The sequence below is a fragment of the Arthrobacter jinronghuae genome (genome assembly GCF_025244825.1).
GTDB lineage: Bacteria > Actinomycetota > Actinomycetes > Actinomycetales > Micrococcaceae > Arthrobacter_B > Arthrobacter_B jinronghuae.
Genome location: NZ_CP104263.1, coordinates 2046061 through 2061802, shown reverse-complemented (window position 1 = coordinate 2061802; position 15742 = coordinate 2046061). Strand labels below are relative to the sequence as shown.

Sequence of the window (15742 nt, the reverse complement as noted above, 5' to 3'; positions counted from 1 at the left end):
AATGGCGCCTGAACCAAAGTGCCCGTCGACCTGCGCGGACACACAGCAATAAATGTTAGCAGAGTTTGGGCTCCGGTAACTAAAGCGGCGGTTCAGCGTGCCGGACGCATCACGGCCAGCCGGCGGGCAACAGTCTGGAACACGTTCTTATCCATGATTGCACCTTCCCTGCGCACGCTGCCCGGTTCGAGCTGCAGGACGCGGTCCAGCTTCACCTCGCTGGGACGCCCCTTGCTGTCCCACGGGCCGGTGCCGACATCGAGGTAGCGGGGATCGGAACCGCTGCTGTTGTTCCGATCCCGGCTGGTCATCATCAGGCCCAGCAACAGGCCGCCGTTGCGCCCGATCAGCAGGACCGGACGGTCCTTGCCCTGGCTGGGGTCGTCTTCGAACGGGACCCAGGCCCACACCACTTCGCCGGGATCGGGATCGCCGTCGGGCTGCGGGGCGTAGACCGGGGTGACAGGACCGGTGTAGTCGCCGAGGAAACCCGTCCCGGCGACCTCCGGCGTGGCTCGCGCGGTGGTCCGCGCGGATGACCGCGACTGCGACGACGGCGGCAAAGTCGACGGCGACTGCCCGGTCGCCGGGCTGCGCGGGGGAGCTGCCTTGGCCCTGGGGGAGGGCGACGGCGTCCGCCGGGTCCCCGGGGTCCGGCCGCCATCCGGCGTCCGCCGGGTCTCCGGGGTCCGGCCGTTATCCGGCGTGCGGGAGCGGTCCGGGCTGCGGGTCTCACGGCTGCCTTCGGCGGGGCCGGCAGAGGAGGAAGCGGAGCGCAGCAGGCGGAGCGCCGTGCGGGCAATCGAGGCAAAAGAGCGGGCGTTAAAGGGCATGGCACTACGTTATGCTCCCCGCCGCAAAACCTCAGGTGCGTCCGGTTCCTGCTGCGGCAGGCAAACGTGGGAGACTGTTAACTCGACAGAACTCCCACTAGAACCGCCAGGACCAAGGACACCCGCGCACCGCGCCGCGTCCGGATTGTCCCGGAACAGTAAAGGAACCGCCACAGTGTCACCCATGGCCCGCTTCTCGCCGGTGCCTGCCGCGACGGATCCGGCGATCATCAGAAACTTCTGCATCATCGCCCACATCGACCACGGCAAGTCCACCCTGGCCGACCGCATGCTCCAGTCCACCGGAGTGGTTGAGCACCGGAACATGAAGGCCCAGTACCTGGACCGGATGGATATCGAGCGTGAGCGCGGCATCACCATCAAGTCCCAGGCCGTGCGCATGCCGTGGGAGCTGGACGGGCAGTCCTACGCCCTGAACATGATCGACACCCCGGGCCACGTGGACTTCACCTACGAAGTTTCCCGTTCCCTGGCTGCCTGCGAAGGAGCAGTGCTGCTGGTGGACGCCGCCCAGGGTATCGAGGCGCAGACGCTGGCGAACCTTTACCTGGCGATGGAAAACGACCTGACCATCATTCCGGTCCTGAATAAGATCGACCTCCCGGCGGCGCAGCCGGAGAAGTACGCCGAGGAACTGGCGAAGCTGATCGGCGGCGACCCGGCGGACGTACTGAGGGTCTCCGGCAAGACCGGTGTTGGCGTTGAAGCCCTGCTGGACCAGATTGTCCGCGAGATTCCGGCACCGGTGGGCGACCCCAACGCTCCCGCCCGAGCCATGATCTTCGACTCCGTGTATGACACCTACCGCGGCGTCGTCACCTATGTCCGCGTGATCGACGGATCGCTGTCCCCGCGTGAACGCATCCAGATGATGTCCACCCGGGCCAGCCATGAACTCCTCGAAATCGGCGTCAGCTCGCCGGAACCCACCCCGTCCAAGGGCCTGGGCGTGGGCGAGGTGGGCTACCTCATCACCGGCGTGAAGGACGTACGCCTGTCCAAGGTGGGCGACACCGTCACCAACCTGGCCAAGCCGGCCTCTGAATCACTGCCCGGATACGCCGACCCCAAACCCATGGTGTTCTCCGGGCTGTACCCCATCGACGGCGCCGACTACCCGGTGCTGCGTGAAGCGCTGGAAAAACTGATGCTTAACGACGCCGCGCTGGTGTACGAACCCGAGACGTCCGCGGCGCTGGGCTTCGGCTTCCGGGTGGGCTTCCTGGGCCTGCTGCATCTGGAAATCACCCGTGAACGGCTCGAGCGTGAGTACAACCTGGACCTGATCTCCACCGCGCCCAACGTGGAGTACGAGGTGACGCTCGAAGACAAAAAGGTGGTCACTGTGACCAACCCGAGCGAGTATCCCGAAGGCAAGATCAAAGAGGTCCGCGAACCGATGGTCTCCGCCACGATCCTGGCGCCGAACGAATTTGTCGGCGCCATCATGGAGCTGTGCCAGGCCCGCCGCGGTGTCCTGGGCGGCATGGACTATCTCTCCGAGGACCGGGTGGAAATCAGGTACCGCCTGCCGCTGGCCGAGATCGTTTTCGACTTCTTTGACATCCTCAAGTCCAAGACCCGCGGCTACGCCTCCCTGGACTGGAAGGCCGACGGCGACCAGGTTGCCGACCTGGTCAAGGTGGACATCCTGCTCCAGGGCGAGCAGGTTGACGCCTTCAGCTCCATCACGCACAAGGACAAGGCCTACGCCTACGGCGTTATGATGACCGGCAAGCTGCGTGAGCTGATCCCGCGGCAGCAGTTCGAGGTGCCCATCCAGGCAGCCATCGGTTCCCGCATCATCGCCCGCGAATCCATCCGCGCCATCCGCAAGGACGTGCTTGCCAAGTGCTACGGCGGCGATATCAGCCGTAAGCGCAAGCTGCTGGAAAAGCAGAAGGAAGGCAAGAAGCGCATGAAGATGGTGGGCCGCGTGGAAGTTCCCCAGGAAGCCTTCGTGGCTGCGCTTTCCTCCGACGAATCCAAGGACAAATCCAAGAAGTGACACCCAGTGCACTGCCCCTCGGAGACCCGGCACCCGCCGACGGTCTCCTCCCCGCACAGGCCGCGGACGGAGCAGCGGAGCGGAACTTCGGACTCTACGTCCACATTCCGTTCTGCTCCGTCCGCTGCGGCTACTGCGACTTCAACACGTATACGGCCACTGAGCTGGGAGGCGGTGCGTCGCAGGCAGCCTACGGCGGAACGGCGGCCCGCGAGGTGGTCTTCGCCGCGGACGCTCTGCGGCGTTCGGGCCTGCCGGAACGCCGGATGGGCACCGTTTTCTTCGGCGGCGGCACGCCCACGCTGCTCCCGGCGGAGGATCTTGCGCTGATCCTCCGCACCGCCGTCGACCAGTGGGGCCTGGCTCCCGGTGCCGAAGTCACCACCGAAGCGAACCCGGACTCCGTCACGCCGCAGTCCCTGCAGCTGCTTGCCGACGCCGGGTTCACCCGGGTTTCCTTCGGCATGCAGTCAGCAGTGCCGCACGTACTGGCAGTGCTGGACCGCACGCATACGCCGTCGCGGGTTCCGCAGGCCGTGCAGTGGGCGCGCGACGCCGGCCTGCACGTAAGCGTTGACCTCATCTACGGAACCCCGGGCGAGTCCATGGCCGACTGGAAGCACTCGCTTGAAGAGGCGCTGAGCTACGAGCCGGACCATATCTCCGCCTACGCGCTCATCATCGAGGAAGGAACCAAGCTCGCCGCCCGGATGCGCCGCGGCGAGGTGCCGCCCATCGACGACGACGACCATGCCGACAAGTACGTGCTGGCGGATGAAATGATGACCGCTGCCGGGCTGAACTGGTACGAGGTCAGCAACTGGGCGCGTACCCCCGAGGACCAGTGCCGCCACAACCTGGCCTACTGGCGCAGCGATGATTGGTGGGGAGTCGGCCCGGGAGCCCATTCACATGCCGGCGGCGTCCGCTGGTGGAATGCCAAGCATCCCACCGCCTATGCCCAGCGGATCGGCGCGGGGGAGTCGCCCGCCGTCGGGCGCGAGACCCTGGACGCCGATACCCGGTACGTGGAAGACGTTATGCTGCGGACCCGTCTCGCCGAAGGCCTGGCCCTGGACCGGCTGCGTGAGCCCGGCAGGCTTGCCGTGGCGGGACTCATGGCGGACGGCCTCGTGGATCCGAGGGCTGCGCTGACCGGAAAGGTGATCCTCACCCCGTCGGGACGGCTGCTGGCCGACGCGGTGGTCCGGCGGCTGCTGCCGGACTGAGTTCGGTGGCGGTGCCGGCCGGCCCTCCGGCGGCGTAGCTGCCCTGCACCGCTGCTTCCTGCGGCGCTACTGGATGCGGCGCTACTGGATACGGCGCAGGTTGAGCGGGTAGCGGTACGGCCGGCCGCGGTTGCACTCGATGCCTGCGATCACCGAGGACACGGCAACGTAGACCCAGATCATGGCATTGAGCACGGCGAAGAAGCCGCCGATCTCGGGAATGAAGGACAGCGCCCAGACCGTCAGGGCAGCAATGCTTGGCGGGAGCGTGAAGTTCAGGGCTTCCTTGGACTCCTGTGCAGTGAACGGACCGCGGTCGCGGAACACCAGGTAAATGATCAGCGACGGAACAAAAGCGAGGATGCCGCCGAAGTGCGCCAGAGTTGCCCACTGCCGGTCCTCGGACGCGGTCAGCGGCAGTGCATTGGCCGGGGCGCCCTGGTAAACGGGACGCTGCGCTCCGCCGTGTTCTTCCGGTCGGGGGTGGTGGTTCTGGCGTGTGTTGGACACGGCGTATATTCCTTTTGGCTCATGGTGACACAGGGTCGGTCCGCTACTACGTATTCCTCAAGGGTACTGGCTCGCGCACTTCCTACAGGAAAGGAGGCAGGCAGTGCGATGCGCGTCTCACCCGGGAACGGTCAGGAAATCGATGACTTCCTCCACCCGTCCGAGCAGTGACGGTTCCAGGTCCGCATAGCTGTTCACCTGCCCCAGCAGCTTCTTCCAGCCCATTGCGACGTCGGTGTGGTCCCGGTGCGGCCAGCCCAGTCCCTGCAGGATGCCGGTTTTCCAGTCCAGGTGACGGGGGACCACCGGCCAGGCGGTACGTCCGATCACGGTCGGCTTGATGGCCTGCCAGACATCCACGTACGGATGCCCGACAATCAGGACATTGCCCGGCGCGCCGGGGGAGGTCATCGCCTCGGCCGCGATGCGCGATTCCTTGGAGCCTGGAACCAGGTGATCCACCAGGATGCCCAGCCGGCGTCCCGGGCCCGGGGCAAACTCCCGAACCGCGGAGTACAGGTCATCGACGCCGTGGAGGGGCTCGACGACGATTCCCTCCACCCGCAGGTCATCACCCCAGACCTTTTCCACCAGTTCGGCGTCGTGCTTGCCTTCCACCCAGATGCGGCTGGCGCGGGCGGTGCGGGCGCGCTGGTTGGCGACGCGCACCGAGCCGGACGCCGTCCGGGCCGGACCTGCCTTGGCTGAAGCGGCAGCCGCGGGCACAACTTCCACCGGCTCGCCTTCGAGCAGGAAGCCGAAGCCCAGTTCGAAGGATTTCTTTTTCCCGCGCCGGTCTTCGAGCACCATCAGGTGCAGCCCGCCGGATTTCTCCACGCGTACCACCGCGCCGACCCAGCCCGAGGCCACGTCCTCAAGGACCAGGCCGGTTTCAGCGCCGACTTTGCGCAGGACGGTCCGGGCCGGCGCGGTGATGTCCTGCGGACCCCAGGAAAAGCTGGACACGGAAGTTGCCTCACTTACGGTTCTGATCGGGCGGAAACCGCAGCAGGCCACGGGTTCCTCAATGCTAGCAACGCTGCCGATCCGTACTAGACTTGGCACTTGAACACTGTGAGTGCTAAACGTCCGGCGCTCTGCCCATAGATCACGACGCAGGTCACCACGCAGATCACGACGCAGGTCAACACGCCGATCAAACCGCCGATCAACAGGGAGGGAAAACCATGAGTGAACCACGCCGACTCGAGGTCCTCCGCGCCATTGTTGAGGACTACGTCCATTCGCGCGAGCCCGTGGGATCCAAGGCACTTGTGGAACGCCACCACCTGGGCGTTTCCTCGGCGACCATCCGCAATGACATGGCCGCCCTTGAGGAAGAGGGGCTGATCACCGCCCCGCATACGTCCGCCGGGCGCATCCCCACTGACAAGGGCTACCGTCTGTTCGTTGACCGGATCTCCGACGTCAAGCCGCTCTCGGCTCCCGAACGGCGCGCCATCCAGTCGCTGCTGGAGGGAGCCGACGACCTCGACGATGTGATGGACCGTACCGTCCGGCTGTTGTCCCAGCTGACCAACCAGGTGGCCGTGGTCCAGTACCCGCATCTGGGCAATGCCAAGGTCCGGCACATTGAATTTGTCCTGCTGGCACCGTCGCAGGTGCTGGTGGTGCTCATCTCGACCACGGGGCGGGTAGAGCAGCGGGTCATTACCGTTCCGCAGCCGGTGACGGAGCCGGACCTGATGGACCTGCGCCAGCACTTCCTGGCCGCGTTGGCAGGCACGCCGCTGAGCAGCATCACCAGCCAGCTGGCTAATGCCCTCGCCACCGTGCCGGCCGATCGCAGGCGCGTCGGCAACTCCCTGGGCCACTGCCTGGAGCAGCTGGCGGGCATCAACCGCGAGGACCGCATGGTGATGGCAGGGACAGCCAACCTGGCGCGCTCCACGGTAGACTTCCCGCTGACTATCGGTCCCGTGCTTGAAGCGCTTGAGGAACAAGTGGTGATGCTCCGGCTGCTGTCCGAGATGGAACAGGATGCCCGCGGCGTTGCCGTCCGGATCGGACGGGAGAATCCGCACGGCGGTTTGTCGGAAGCATCGGTGGTGGCTACGGGATACGGTCCCGACGCCACCGCGAAAGTCGGCATTCTCGGCCCCACGCGGATGGACTATCCCACCACCATGGCGGCCGTGCGTGCCGTGGCCAGGTATCTGTCCCGAATACTGAACAACTAACGCGGTCCCCAGCAGTGACGGACCCGCCCGCCGGGGAACCGGCGGGAATCCAACCTCCGTCTTCAAAGTTTGAAGGCACGCAATACAGGAAAGCGATGTGCACGAGTGAGCGATCACTACCAGGTTCTGGGTGTCGGACGAGACGCCACCGGTGAAGAAATCAAGAAGGCGTACCGGAAGCTAGCCCGCAAGCTGCACCCGGACGTCAACAATGCTCCGGGTGCCTCGGATGAATTCAAAGCCGTATCGCACGCCTACGAGGTTCTTTCCGATCCGGAAAAACGGCGGATCTACGACACCACGGGCAACGAGAACGGCAACGACAACGGCTTCGGCGGCGGGGGCTTCGGTGCCCAGGGCTTCGGCTTCCAGGACATTTTCGACACCTTCTTCGGCGGCGGCGCCCCGGGCGGAGGACGCGGACCGGCCTCACGCAGCCGGCGCGGACAAGACGCCCTGATCAACGTCCGGATCGACCTCAAGGACGCTGTCTTCGGCACCAACAAGAAGATCGACGTCGACACTGCAGTCGTCTGCCCCACCTGTGACGGCTCCTGCTGCCAGCCCGGCACCTCCCCGCGCACCTGCGACATCTGCCACGGCACCGGTCAGGTTCAGCGGGCGGTCCGCTCCATCCTGGGCCAGGTCATGACCTCGGCGCCCTGCGGCACCTGCAACGGCTTCGGCACCGTCATCCCCGACCCCTGCCACGAGTGCTCCGGAGAAGGCCGCGTCCGCAACCGCCGCACCCTGACCATCAAGATCCCCGCCGGCGTCGCCACCGGTACCCGGATCCAGCTCGGCGGACAGGGCGAAGCCGGGATGGCCGGCGGCCCCGCCGGCGATCTCTACGTGGAGATCCGGGTCAACAATGACCCGACGTTCCTCCGCGACGGCGATGACCTGCACGCCACACTCACCATCCCCATGACGGCCGCAGCGCTGGGAACCACAGTTGCACTGGAGACCTTCGACGGCGACCGCGAAATCACCGTCAAGCCCGGCACGCAGTCCGGCGAGGTGTCCGTCCTCAACGACCTCGGCGTCACGCACCTGCGGGGCCACGGCCGCGGCGATCTCCGGGTGCACCTGCACGTGGAGACCCCGCAGAAGCTGGACTCCGAGCAGGAGGAACTCCTCCGCCGGCTCGCCAAGCTGCGCGGTGAGGAATACAGCGAGGGAAAGCTGAACAGCTCAGGCAACGGCGTTTTCGCCAAGCTGCGGGACCGTCTGGGCAACCTCTGAGATGACCAACCCGATTTTCTTCGGTGACCCGGCGCAGGTGGCGGCCGCCGGGCCCGGAGACATTTTCCGTCTCGAGGGGCCGGAGGCACGGCATGCGGTGTCGGTCAAGCGCCTCGAAGCCGGTGAAAGCGTGGACGTGGTCGACGGCGCCGGGCGCCGGCTCACCGGCACGGTGACGGAAACCGGTGCGTCCCTTCTGGAACTGCGGGTGGCGGACGTCCTTGACGAACCGGTTGCACCCGAACGGTTCCTCCTGGTGCAGGCACTGGCCAAGGGGGACCGGGACGAGCAGGCCGTGGAAGCTGCGACGGAGCTGGGAGTCGACACCGTCATCCCGTGGCAATCCGACCGCAGCATTGTCCGGTGGCGCGCCGAGAAGGCGGTCAAGGGACAGGCCAAATGGCAGGCTCTTACTTTTGCCGCGGCCAAGCAGTCCCGGCGTTCCCGGATCCCTGCGGTGGAGCCCGCGCTGGACAGCCGCGCCCTGCCGTCCCGGCTGGCGGAACTTGACCTTGTCCTTGTGCTCCATGAGGAGGCCGATGTACCGCTGGCGAATGCGCTGCGTGACCTCGGCAGGCGCGGTCCGGACGACGCCTCCGCATCCATTGCGGTAGTTGTAGGTCCGGAAGGCGGCATCAGCCCCGCCGAGCTGGAAGCGCTGCGCGGCGTCGGGGCCGTTGCCGTCCGGCTGGGACCGCACGTGCTTCGTTCCTCCACTGCGGGGCCGGCGGCGCTGGCCGTGCTGAATCAGCTGCTCGGCCGCTGGTAGAGGAAGTCCGCCGGGCTAGTGCCCCGGATCCTGCGGGGACGCCGAGACCGTAATGCGCTTGGAATCCCCGGCGGTTTCCTGCCCGGTGTAGTAGACCCGAAGGCTGTATTCACCCGGGGCGAGGGAAGCAGTGAAGCTGAATTCGCCGGTCTTGCCGGGCGCCTTGTCCAGTTCCACGCTGCCGGAAGCGGCCGCCCCGGATGAGGGCCTGCCGTCCACTATGGGTTCGGCCCGCCAATGCAGTTCAGCCGTCTGCGCCACCGCAGTTCCGCTGACCTCGACATCCGTGCCGCGGATCTCCGATTCCTGCGGATCAATCACCCAGATCGGCGCCACCAGTGCGGGGTCCCTGTTCAGGGGCTCCTCCAGGGGCACATGGCCGAACGCACGGTACCCCTCCTTGCCGTCCACCAGGATCGCCACGCTGCTTTCCTGCCCCACGGTCGTCAAACCCGCGTTGGCGGCTGCCGCCGTGGCGGTGTAAACCAGCTGCTGCACTGCACGGTGGGCCATGCCGGAGTCGAGGGAACCCTTGAACGCATCCGAGGAGATGTCCACGGTAATAACGTTCTTGCTGGAAATGGATGCGGTGACGCTGTCCGCCGCGTGCCAGGGAGTGAAGTAGTCCTGGTCCAGCGGCTTGTCCGCCGTCATGGCCTGAACTGCCTCACCGATGGGATCACCGGTGTTGTCTGAGTGAAGGAACTCACGGTAGAGACTGACCGTCGAGTCGTTTCGTCCCAGCCAGTACACCGGCATGAGGGTGCCGACGGAACTCGCTTCCGCCGGCGGGGAGACGGTCATGGGAGCAGCGGCGGGGACTTCGCCGGCGTCGAAGGACGAGGGCATCGTGATGGTGGGATTCTCGGCTACAACGCCGCATCCACCCAGCCCCAGTGCAGCTGCGGCCACTAGCGAACCGGCCAGGAAATACCGCTGGCTTAGCCCTCGGAGACAGGACGTTGCGTTGTTGGACCCGGCGTCCATCCATCCTCCTTAGGGGTAACTCGAAAACGTACGTCTTCAACCTTTGCACATGCTTCGGGGCCCGCCCGTGCTGCGGACGGGCCTGCGCCCGGACTGAAACACGATTGAGACATCACCGTTGCGGGGCCGAGATAAAACCGGATGCTCTTCCGTGCGCCGGGGGGTGCATCAAGTAAGATTTAGGTAGCGTGCGGTGCGCGGCGCGCAGAGGCCGCACCCGGGTTCAGGGGAAATAATCGCCTGCATCAGGGCGTTTGCTTTGGTGGGACGGATACCCGAACCAACCGTCACCACCGTAAAAAGGTCGATGAACTTTTAAAACCAGACTCTATAAGGGGCGATGAAAGGCCTGAAAGGGCCGTCTATATGACCGAATCTTCAATGGAAATCGGCACCATTCGGCTGGATAACCAGACAATAGTCTTTGACTCCACGGAACACATGGTCCAGTCGCTGGGTGCCAACGATGAGGCGCTCAGGATCATTGAGACGGCAAATCCCGAGGTAAGCCTGATGGTGCGCGGCAACGAACTGTCCGTGTCCGGCCCCGCGGCGGAGGTGGAGCAGACCGTACGCCTGGTCAATGAAGTCCGTGTACTGGCCCGTCACCAGACCCGGGTCACACCGCAGGTTCTCGAGCAGTTGATCAGCATGCTCAAGGACCAGAGCACGCACCGCCCGGCCGATGTCCTGACGCAGAACATCCTCTCCACCCGGGGGAAGACCATTCGGCCCAAGACCCTGAACCAGAAGAACTACGTGGATGCGATTGACCGCAACACGGTGGTTTTCGGCATCGGTCCCGCGGGCACCGGCAAGACGTACCTGGCCATGGCCAAGGCGGTGCAGGCCCTGCAGCAGAAAGAGGTCAACCGGATCATCCTCACCCGTCCGGCAGTGGAAGCGGGGGAGCGGCTCGGTTTCCTTCCGGGGACCCTGAGCGACAAGATCGACCCGTACCTGCGGCCGCTCTACGACGCCCTCCACGACATGATGGACCCCGAGTCGATTCCCCGCCTGATGGCCGCCGGCACCATTGAAGTGGCGCCCCTGGCCTATATGCGCGGCCGGACGCTCAACGACGCGTTCATCATCCTCGATGAAGCCCAGAACACTACGCCCGAGCAGATGAAGATGTTCCTCACCCGTCTCGGCTTCGGCTCCAAGATGGTCGTCACCGGCGACGTTACCCAAGTGGACCTGCCCGGCGGCACCGCCTCCGGCCTGCGGATTGTCCACGACATCCTGGGCGGCATCGACGACGTCGCATTCTCGGAACTGCAGGCAGTGGACGTCGTCCGGCACCGCCTCGTCAGTGACATTGTCACGGCCTACAGCGAATGGGACGAGGTCCGGCGCTCCGGGGCAGCCCGCGGAGACGGCGCCCGGTCCAACGGCGGCCGGTCCAACGACGGCGCCCGGTCCAACAGCAGCGGCCACTCCAGTGCCGGACGCAGCCGGGAGGCCCGCGCATGAGCATCGAAGTGAACAACGAATCCAGTGCACCGGCTGTCGATGAAGAGGAACTGGCCCGCCTGGGCCGGTACCTCCTGGATAGCCTGTACGTGCATCCGGAAGCAGACCTGTCCATCATCCTCGTGGACGAGGACGCCATTGAGAAGCTGCACATTGAGTGGATGGACCTGCCAGGTCCCACGGATGTGCTGTCCTTCCCGATGGATGAGCTGCGCCCCGGAACCGCCGGCCGGATCACCCCCGCCGGCGTCCTTGGCGACATTGTGCTGTGCCCGCAGGTGGCGGCCCGGCAGGCCGCCGACGCCGGCCACAGCACCGGTGAGGAGCTGCTGCTCCTGACCACCCACGGCGTCCTTCACCTGCTGGGCTACGACCACGCCGAGCCGGAGGAGGAGAAGGAGATGTTTGGTCTCCAGCGCCGCCTCCTTTCCGCCTACCTGGGTAAACAGGCACCCAAGGAGACCCGAAGTTGAGTATTGGCGTCCTCATCGTCATGGCCATGGCTTTCATGGTCCTGGCGGGCCTGCTGACCGCCGCGGAATCGGCGTACGGCTACCTGCCCCGGCAGGACGCCGAAGCGCTGCTCCACGGCAAGGCAGGAGCCCCGCTGCGCCGTATCCTGGCGCACCCGGTGGCACACATGCATGCGCTGCGGTTCTGGCGCGTCTGGTTCGAAATGGCCATGGCCGTGTCTGTGGCGACGCTCTTCCAGCTGCTGCTGGACAACATCTGGCTGGCGGGCCTGCTTGCCACGGTGACCATGGCTGCCGTCGGTTTTGTCCTCGTCGGCGTCTCGCCAAGACAGATCGGGCGCAAGCACGTCACGGCCGTCGTTGTACTCACGGCCGGACTTGTCCGTGTGCTGCGGACGGTCCTGGGACCGATCCCGGGATGGCTCGTCCGCCTCGGCACCGCCGTCGCCCCCGGCACCCAGGGGCCCGATGCCGCGTTCTTCACGGAAGAGGAATTCCGGGAACTGCTGGACCGCGCGTCCGATGCGGACATGATCGAGGATACCGAGGCGGAACTGATCCACTCGGTCTTCGAACTCGGCGACACCAAGGTCCGGTCCGTCATGGTCCCGCGCACGGACATGGTGTGCATCGAAGCCGGCAGCACGCTGCGCCAGGCCATGTCGCTGTTCCTGCGCTCGGGCTATTCCCGTGTCCCGGTCATCGAGGACAGTGCGGACCATCTGGTGGGCATCCTCTACCTGAAGGACGTCGCCGCGCAGATGCACAGTGACCCGGAGCGGGCCTCGGTGCAGAAGGTCGAGAATTACGCCCGGAGCGTCCGCTACGTTCCCGAGTCCAAGGCCGTAAGCGAGCTGCTGCAGGAACTGCAGCGCGAGTCCACGCACGTGGCGATCGTCATCGATGAATACGGCGGAACGGCGGGATTGGTTACGCTGGAGGACCTGATCGAAGAGATCGTCGGGGAAATCGTGGACGAGTACGACTCGGAGCGCCCCGAGATCGAAGGCCTCGGCGACGGCCGCTACCGGGTCAGCTCCAAGACCGGCATCGACGACCTTGGTGAGTTGTTCGGCGTCGAACTGGAGGATGATGAAGTGGACACGGTGGGCGGCCTCCTGGCCAAGGCCCTGGGCCGCGTCCCGATTGTCGGCAGCGAGGTAGTGGTCGAAGGCATCGCACTGCACGCCGAACGGCTGGAGGGCCGGCGCAACCGCGTTTCGCATGTGCTGGCCTGGAACACAGAAAACGAAGAAATCAGCGATGAGGGCAGAAACCCTGCTCCGCGCACCCGCTCTACAGAATTGGTACCCCGTAATGACTGAACCGCAGTTCCGCGCAGGATTCGTTTCCCTGGTGGGCCGGCCCAACGCCGGAAAGTCCACCCTGACCAATGCGCTGGTCGGTTCCAAGGTGGCCATCACTTCCGCCAAGCCGCAGACCACCCGGCACACCATCCGCGGCATTGTCCACCGCGAGGACTCCCAGGTGATCCTCGTGGATACCCCGGGCCTGCACCGTCCACGGACCCTGCTGGGCAAGCGGCTGAACGAACTGGTGGCGGATACCCTGGCGGAGGTTGACGCCGTTGGTTTCTGCCTGCCCGCCAACGAGGCGGTTGGCCCCGGCGACCGCTACATCGCTGCGCAGCTGGCGGCCCTGAAGCGGACACCCGTAATCGCCTTGGTCACGAAGACGGACCTGGTGGACCGCGCCGCCCTGGCCAAGCAGCTGATGTCCGTCACCGCGCTGGGCAATGAAGTGCTGGGGGAGGCAGGATGGGCCGACGTCGTGCCCGTTTCGGCAGCCGACGGATTCCAGGTCGGTACCGTGGCGGAAGTCCTGGCGGGGCACATGCCCGCGTCCCCGCCCCTGTACCCCGACGGCGAACTGACTGATGAGCCCGAAGCCGTGATGGTGGCCGAACTGGTCCGTGAAGCAGCCCTTGAAGGCGTCCGCGACGAGCTGCCGCACTCGCTTGCAGTGGTGGTGGACGAGATTGTGCCGCGTGAGGGACGCAGCGAAGATAATCCGCTGCTGGATGTCCGGGTCAACCTCTACGTAGAGCGTTCGTCGCAGAAGGCCATTATTATCGGCCGCGGCGGGTCCCGGCTGCGCGACGTCGGAACCACCGCCCGACGCGGCATCGAGGCGTTGCTGGGCACTAAGGTGTACCTCGACCTGCACGTTAAAATCGCCAAGGACTGGCAGCGCGATCCCAAGCAGCTGGTGAAGCTCGGTTTCTAGTCCGGAGCGGCCCGGTCCCGTATCCACAGGATCTGGCCGTACACTTTGAAGCATTCGTTTGAGCACTTTGATTCATGAAGGGGACCGGCTATGTCATCTCGCCGTGCCGCAACGGGCGGCGGCCCCTTGGGAAAACCGACTACAGGTAAGGGTTCAGCAGAACCAGGCGGCAGGCACCTTTCGAGCGGCGCCGCCGCCGGCCACCCGTTGCTTAAAGGCATTGCCGCGGCGCTGGCCCTGGTGCTGGTCGGCGGGGTGGTGTTCGGCGCCGTCCAACTGCTGAGGCTGAGGGGTAACTTCGAAACCCAGCCCCTGAATCTTGGGTCGGATGACACACCGGTGGAGCAGGTAGACGCCAACACTGATCCGATGCAGATCCTGGTGCTCGGCACCGATAAGCGTGACGGGCAGGACTCGAACAACTCCGACGTCATGATGCTGGTGAATCTCACGGCGGACCGCTCGAACGTCACCGTGGTCAGCTTCCCCCGCGATCTTCTGGTCCCGCTGCCAACATGTGAGGATCCCGAATCCGGCACGGTGTATGACGCCATGGACCTGGGCCAACTGAACGGGGCCCTGGGCAACGGCGGCCCCGGCTGCACCGTTGCTGCCATTAACGAGGTCACCGGTCTGTCGATCGACCACTTCATGATGGCCGACTTCGATGCAGTGAAGGAACTGTCGAACACCCTCGGCGGTGTGGAGGTCTGCGTCAACCAGCCCGTTGACGACCCGCTCTCCGGCCTGAAGCTGCCGGCCGGAGTGAGCAGCGTCCAGGGCGAGCAGGCCCTTGCCTTCCTCCGGACCCGGCACGGTTTCGGCAACGGAGGCGACGAAGGCCGGATCCGCGCGCAGCAAAGCTTCCTGGCCTCCATGGTCCGGAAGGTCAAGGATGAGGGAACGCTGAACAACCTGCCCAAGCTCTATTCGATTGCGGAGACCGTCACGAAGAACCTCACCGTGGACGAAGAGCTTGCGAACATCCCCGACCTGGTTTCACTGGCCACCCGCCTTAAAGACGTTGACCTCGGCAATGTTGCCTTCGTAACGGCTCCCGTGGTGCCGTATGAATACGACACCAACAGGCTGGTCCTCGACGAAGCCAAGGCCCAGCCGCTCTTCGACGCGCTGGTCTCCGACCAGGGCATCACCGCGGGCGCAACACCGTCACCGGAGGCTACGGATACGGCAGAAGCGGGCACCCCTGCCGCTCCCGGGACGGCGGAACCTGCCGCCCCCGCCGTTGACCCCGCTGCCGTTCCGGTGACACTGGTCAACGCTTCGGGCACCGCCGGCCGCGACACCGCGGTCCTCGAGTACCTCACCTCCAAGGGGTTCATCCAGGCCCTTGCCGGCGGCACAGCGGGTGCCCAGAGCCCGGCCACCCAGATCTTCTACGGCTACGGATATGAAGAGATGGCCATGGAAGTGGCCCGGACACTGAACATTCCTGATGTGCAGGTGGTACTCAGCGGCGCCTACACCGGGGTATCCGTGCAGATCGGCACGGACTTCGCCAGCGGTTCCACGATGGGGGATCTGGGCGATCTGGGAGACCTGGACGGACAAACCGCGGCCCAGGTAACGTGCCAGACGGCGTTTGGGAACTAGCTCTTCAGGAACCTGGACGGCTGCGTGTTAGTCTGGTCACGTGCACGCAGAGATCCTCCTCCTTAGCTGCCGCGGCGAGGCCACACAAGCACCTGCTTAGGCCGCCCCTCGCTGCGGAGTCTGTGTTGC

General features: G+C 65.5%; 14 protein-coding genes. 10 read left to right on the top strand and 4 right to left on the bottom strand.

Annotated features, from left to right (window positions below; all coding sequences use genetic code 11):
* Positions 1–92 precede the first annotated feature (92 nt).
* Complete coding sequence (locus N2K98_RS09615) at positions 93–833, bottom strand: type II toxin-antitoxin system PemK/MazF family toxin (RefSeq protein WP_255865664.1); 741 nt, start codon at positions 831–833, stop codon at positions 93–95.
* Positions 834–1008: 175 nt separating this feature from the next.
* Between N2K98_RS09615 and lepA the strand changes: the two genes are divergently transcribed.
* Together lepA and hemW are read left to right on the top strand one after the other, a co-directional pair.
* Complete coding sequence (gene lepA, locus N2K98_RS09610) at positions 1009–2862, top strand: translation elongation factor 4 (protein ID WP_255797630.1); 1854 nt, start codon at positions 1009–1011, stop codon at positions 2860–2862.
* On the top strand, positions 2859–4091 hold the full coding sequence (gene hemW, locus N2K98_RS09605; RefSeq protein ID WP_255865663.1) for a radical SAM family heme chaperone HemW: 1233 nt from the start codon (positions 2859–2861) through the stop codon (positions 4089–4091). The genes lepA and hemW overlap by 4 nt, the downstream gene beginning before the upstream one ends.
* An 81-nt stretch (positions 4092–4172) precedes the next feature.
* Here hemW and N2K98_RS09600 read toward each other — a convergent pair whose 3' ends face one another.
* Both N2K98_RS09600 and N2K98_RS09595 read right to left on the bottom strand, forming a co-directional pair.
* Positions 4173–4601, bottom strand: coding sequence for a DUF4870 domain-containing protein (locus N2K98_RS09600; protein WP_255797632.1), 429 nt, complete (start codon positions 4599–4601; stop codon positions 4173–4175).
* A 117-nt stretch (positions 4602–4718) separates the two neighbouring features.
* Positions 4719–5567, bottom strand: coding sequence for a DUF3097 family protein (locus N2K98_RS09595; RefSeq protein WP_255865662.1), 849 nt, complete (start codon positions 5565–5567; stop codon positions 4719–4721).
* 221 nt (positions 5568–5788) lie between these two features.
* Here N2K98_RS09595 and hrcA point away from each other — a divergent pair, with 221 nt between their 5' ends.
* The 3 genes from hrcA (at position 5789) to N2K98_RS09580 (ending at position 8816) form a co-directional block, all read left to right on the top strand.
* On the top strand, positions 5789–6802 hold the full coding sequence (gene hrcA / locus N2K98_RS09590) for a heat-inducible transcriptional repressor HrcA (protein ID WP_255865661.1): 1014 nt from the start codon (positions 5789–5791) through the stop codon (positions 6800–6802).
* Positions 6803–6907: 105 nt separating this feature from the next.
* Entirely contained in the window at positions 6908–8047 is a 1140-nt protein-coding gene (dnaJ, locus tag N2K98_RS09585) for a molecular chaperone DnaJ (protein ID WP_255865660.1), read from the top strand.
* Position 8048: 1 nt separating this feature from the next.
* A complete protein-coding gene (locus N2K98_RS09580; protein ID WP_255865659.1) occupies positions 8049–8816 on the top strand; it encodes a 16S rRNA (uracil(1498)-N(3))-methyltransferase in 768 nt (255 codons plus the stop codon).
* Between the two features lie 15 nt (positions 8817–8831).
* Here the strand turns inward: N2K98_RS09580 and N2K98_RS09575 are convergent, their stop codons facing one another.
* Positions 8832–9803: a GerMN domain-containing protein gene (locus N2K98_RS09575; RefSeq protein ID WP_255865658.1), complete on the bottom strand. Its 972-nt coding sequence runs from the start codon at positions 9801–9803 to the stop codon at positions 8832–8834.
* A gap of 366 nt (positions 9804–10169) precedes the next feature.
* Here N2K98_RS09575 and N2K98_RS09570 point away from each other — a divergent pair, with 366 nt between their 5' ends.
* The 5 genes from N2K98_RS09570 to N2K98_RS09550 all read left to right on the top strand — a co-directional run bounded on the left by N2K98_RS09570 (position 10170) and on the right by N2K98_RS09550 (position 15613).
* Positions 10170–11279 carry a PhoH family protein gene (locus tag N2K98_RS09570; protein ID WP_255865657.1) on the top strand — a complete coding sequence of 370 codons (1110 nt, stop codon included), beginning with the start codon at positions 10170–10172 and terminating at the stop codon, positions 11277–11279.
* Complete coding sequence (gene ybeY, locus N2K98_RS09565) at positions 11276–11752, top strand: rRNA maturation RNase YbeY (RefSeq protein ID WP_255797638.1); 477 nt, start codon at positions 11276–11278, stop codon at positions 11750–11752. Before N2K98_RS09570 ends, ybeY begins: the two co-directional genes overlap by 4 nt.
* 20 nt (positions 11753–11772) lie before the next feature.
* Positions 11773–13077 (top strand): hemolysin family protein, encoded by a 1305-nt coding sequence (locus N2K98_RS09560; protein WP_370646407.1) that lies wholly within the window; start codon positions 11773–11775, stop codon positions 13075–13077.
* Entirely contained in the window at positions 13070–13999 is a 930-nt protein-coding gene (era, locus tag N2K98_RS09555; protein ID WP_255865656.1) for a GTPase Era, read from the top strand. The genes N2K98_RS09560 and era overlap by 8 nt, the downstream gene beginning before the upstream one ends.
* Before the next feature lie 90 nt (positions 14000–14089).
* Positions 14090–15613, top strand: coding sequence for an LCP family protein (locus N2K98_RS09550; protein ID WP_255797641.1), 1524 nt, complete (start codon positions 14090–14092; stop codon positions 15611–15613).
* The last annotated feature ends 129 nt before the right edge of the window (positions 15614–15742 follow it).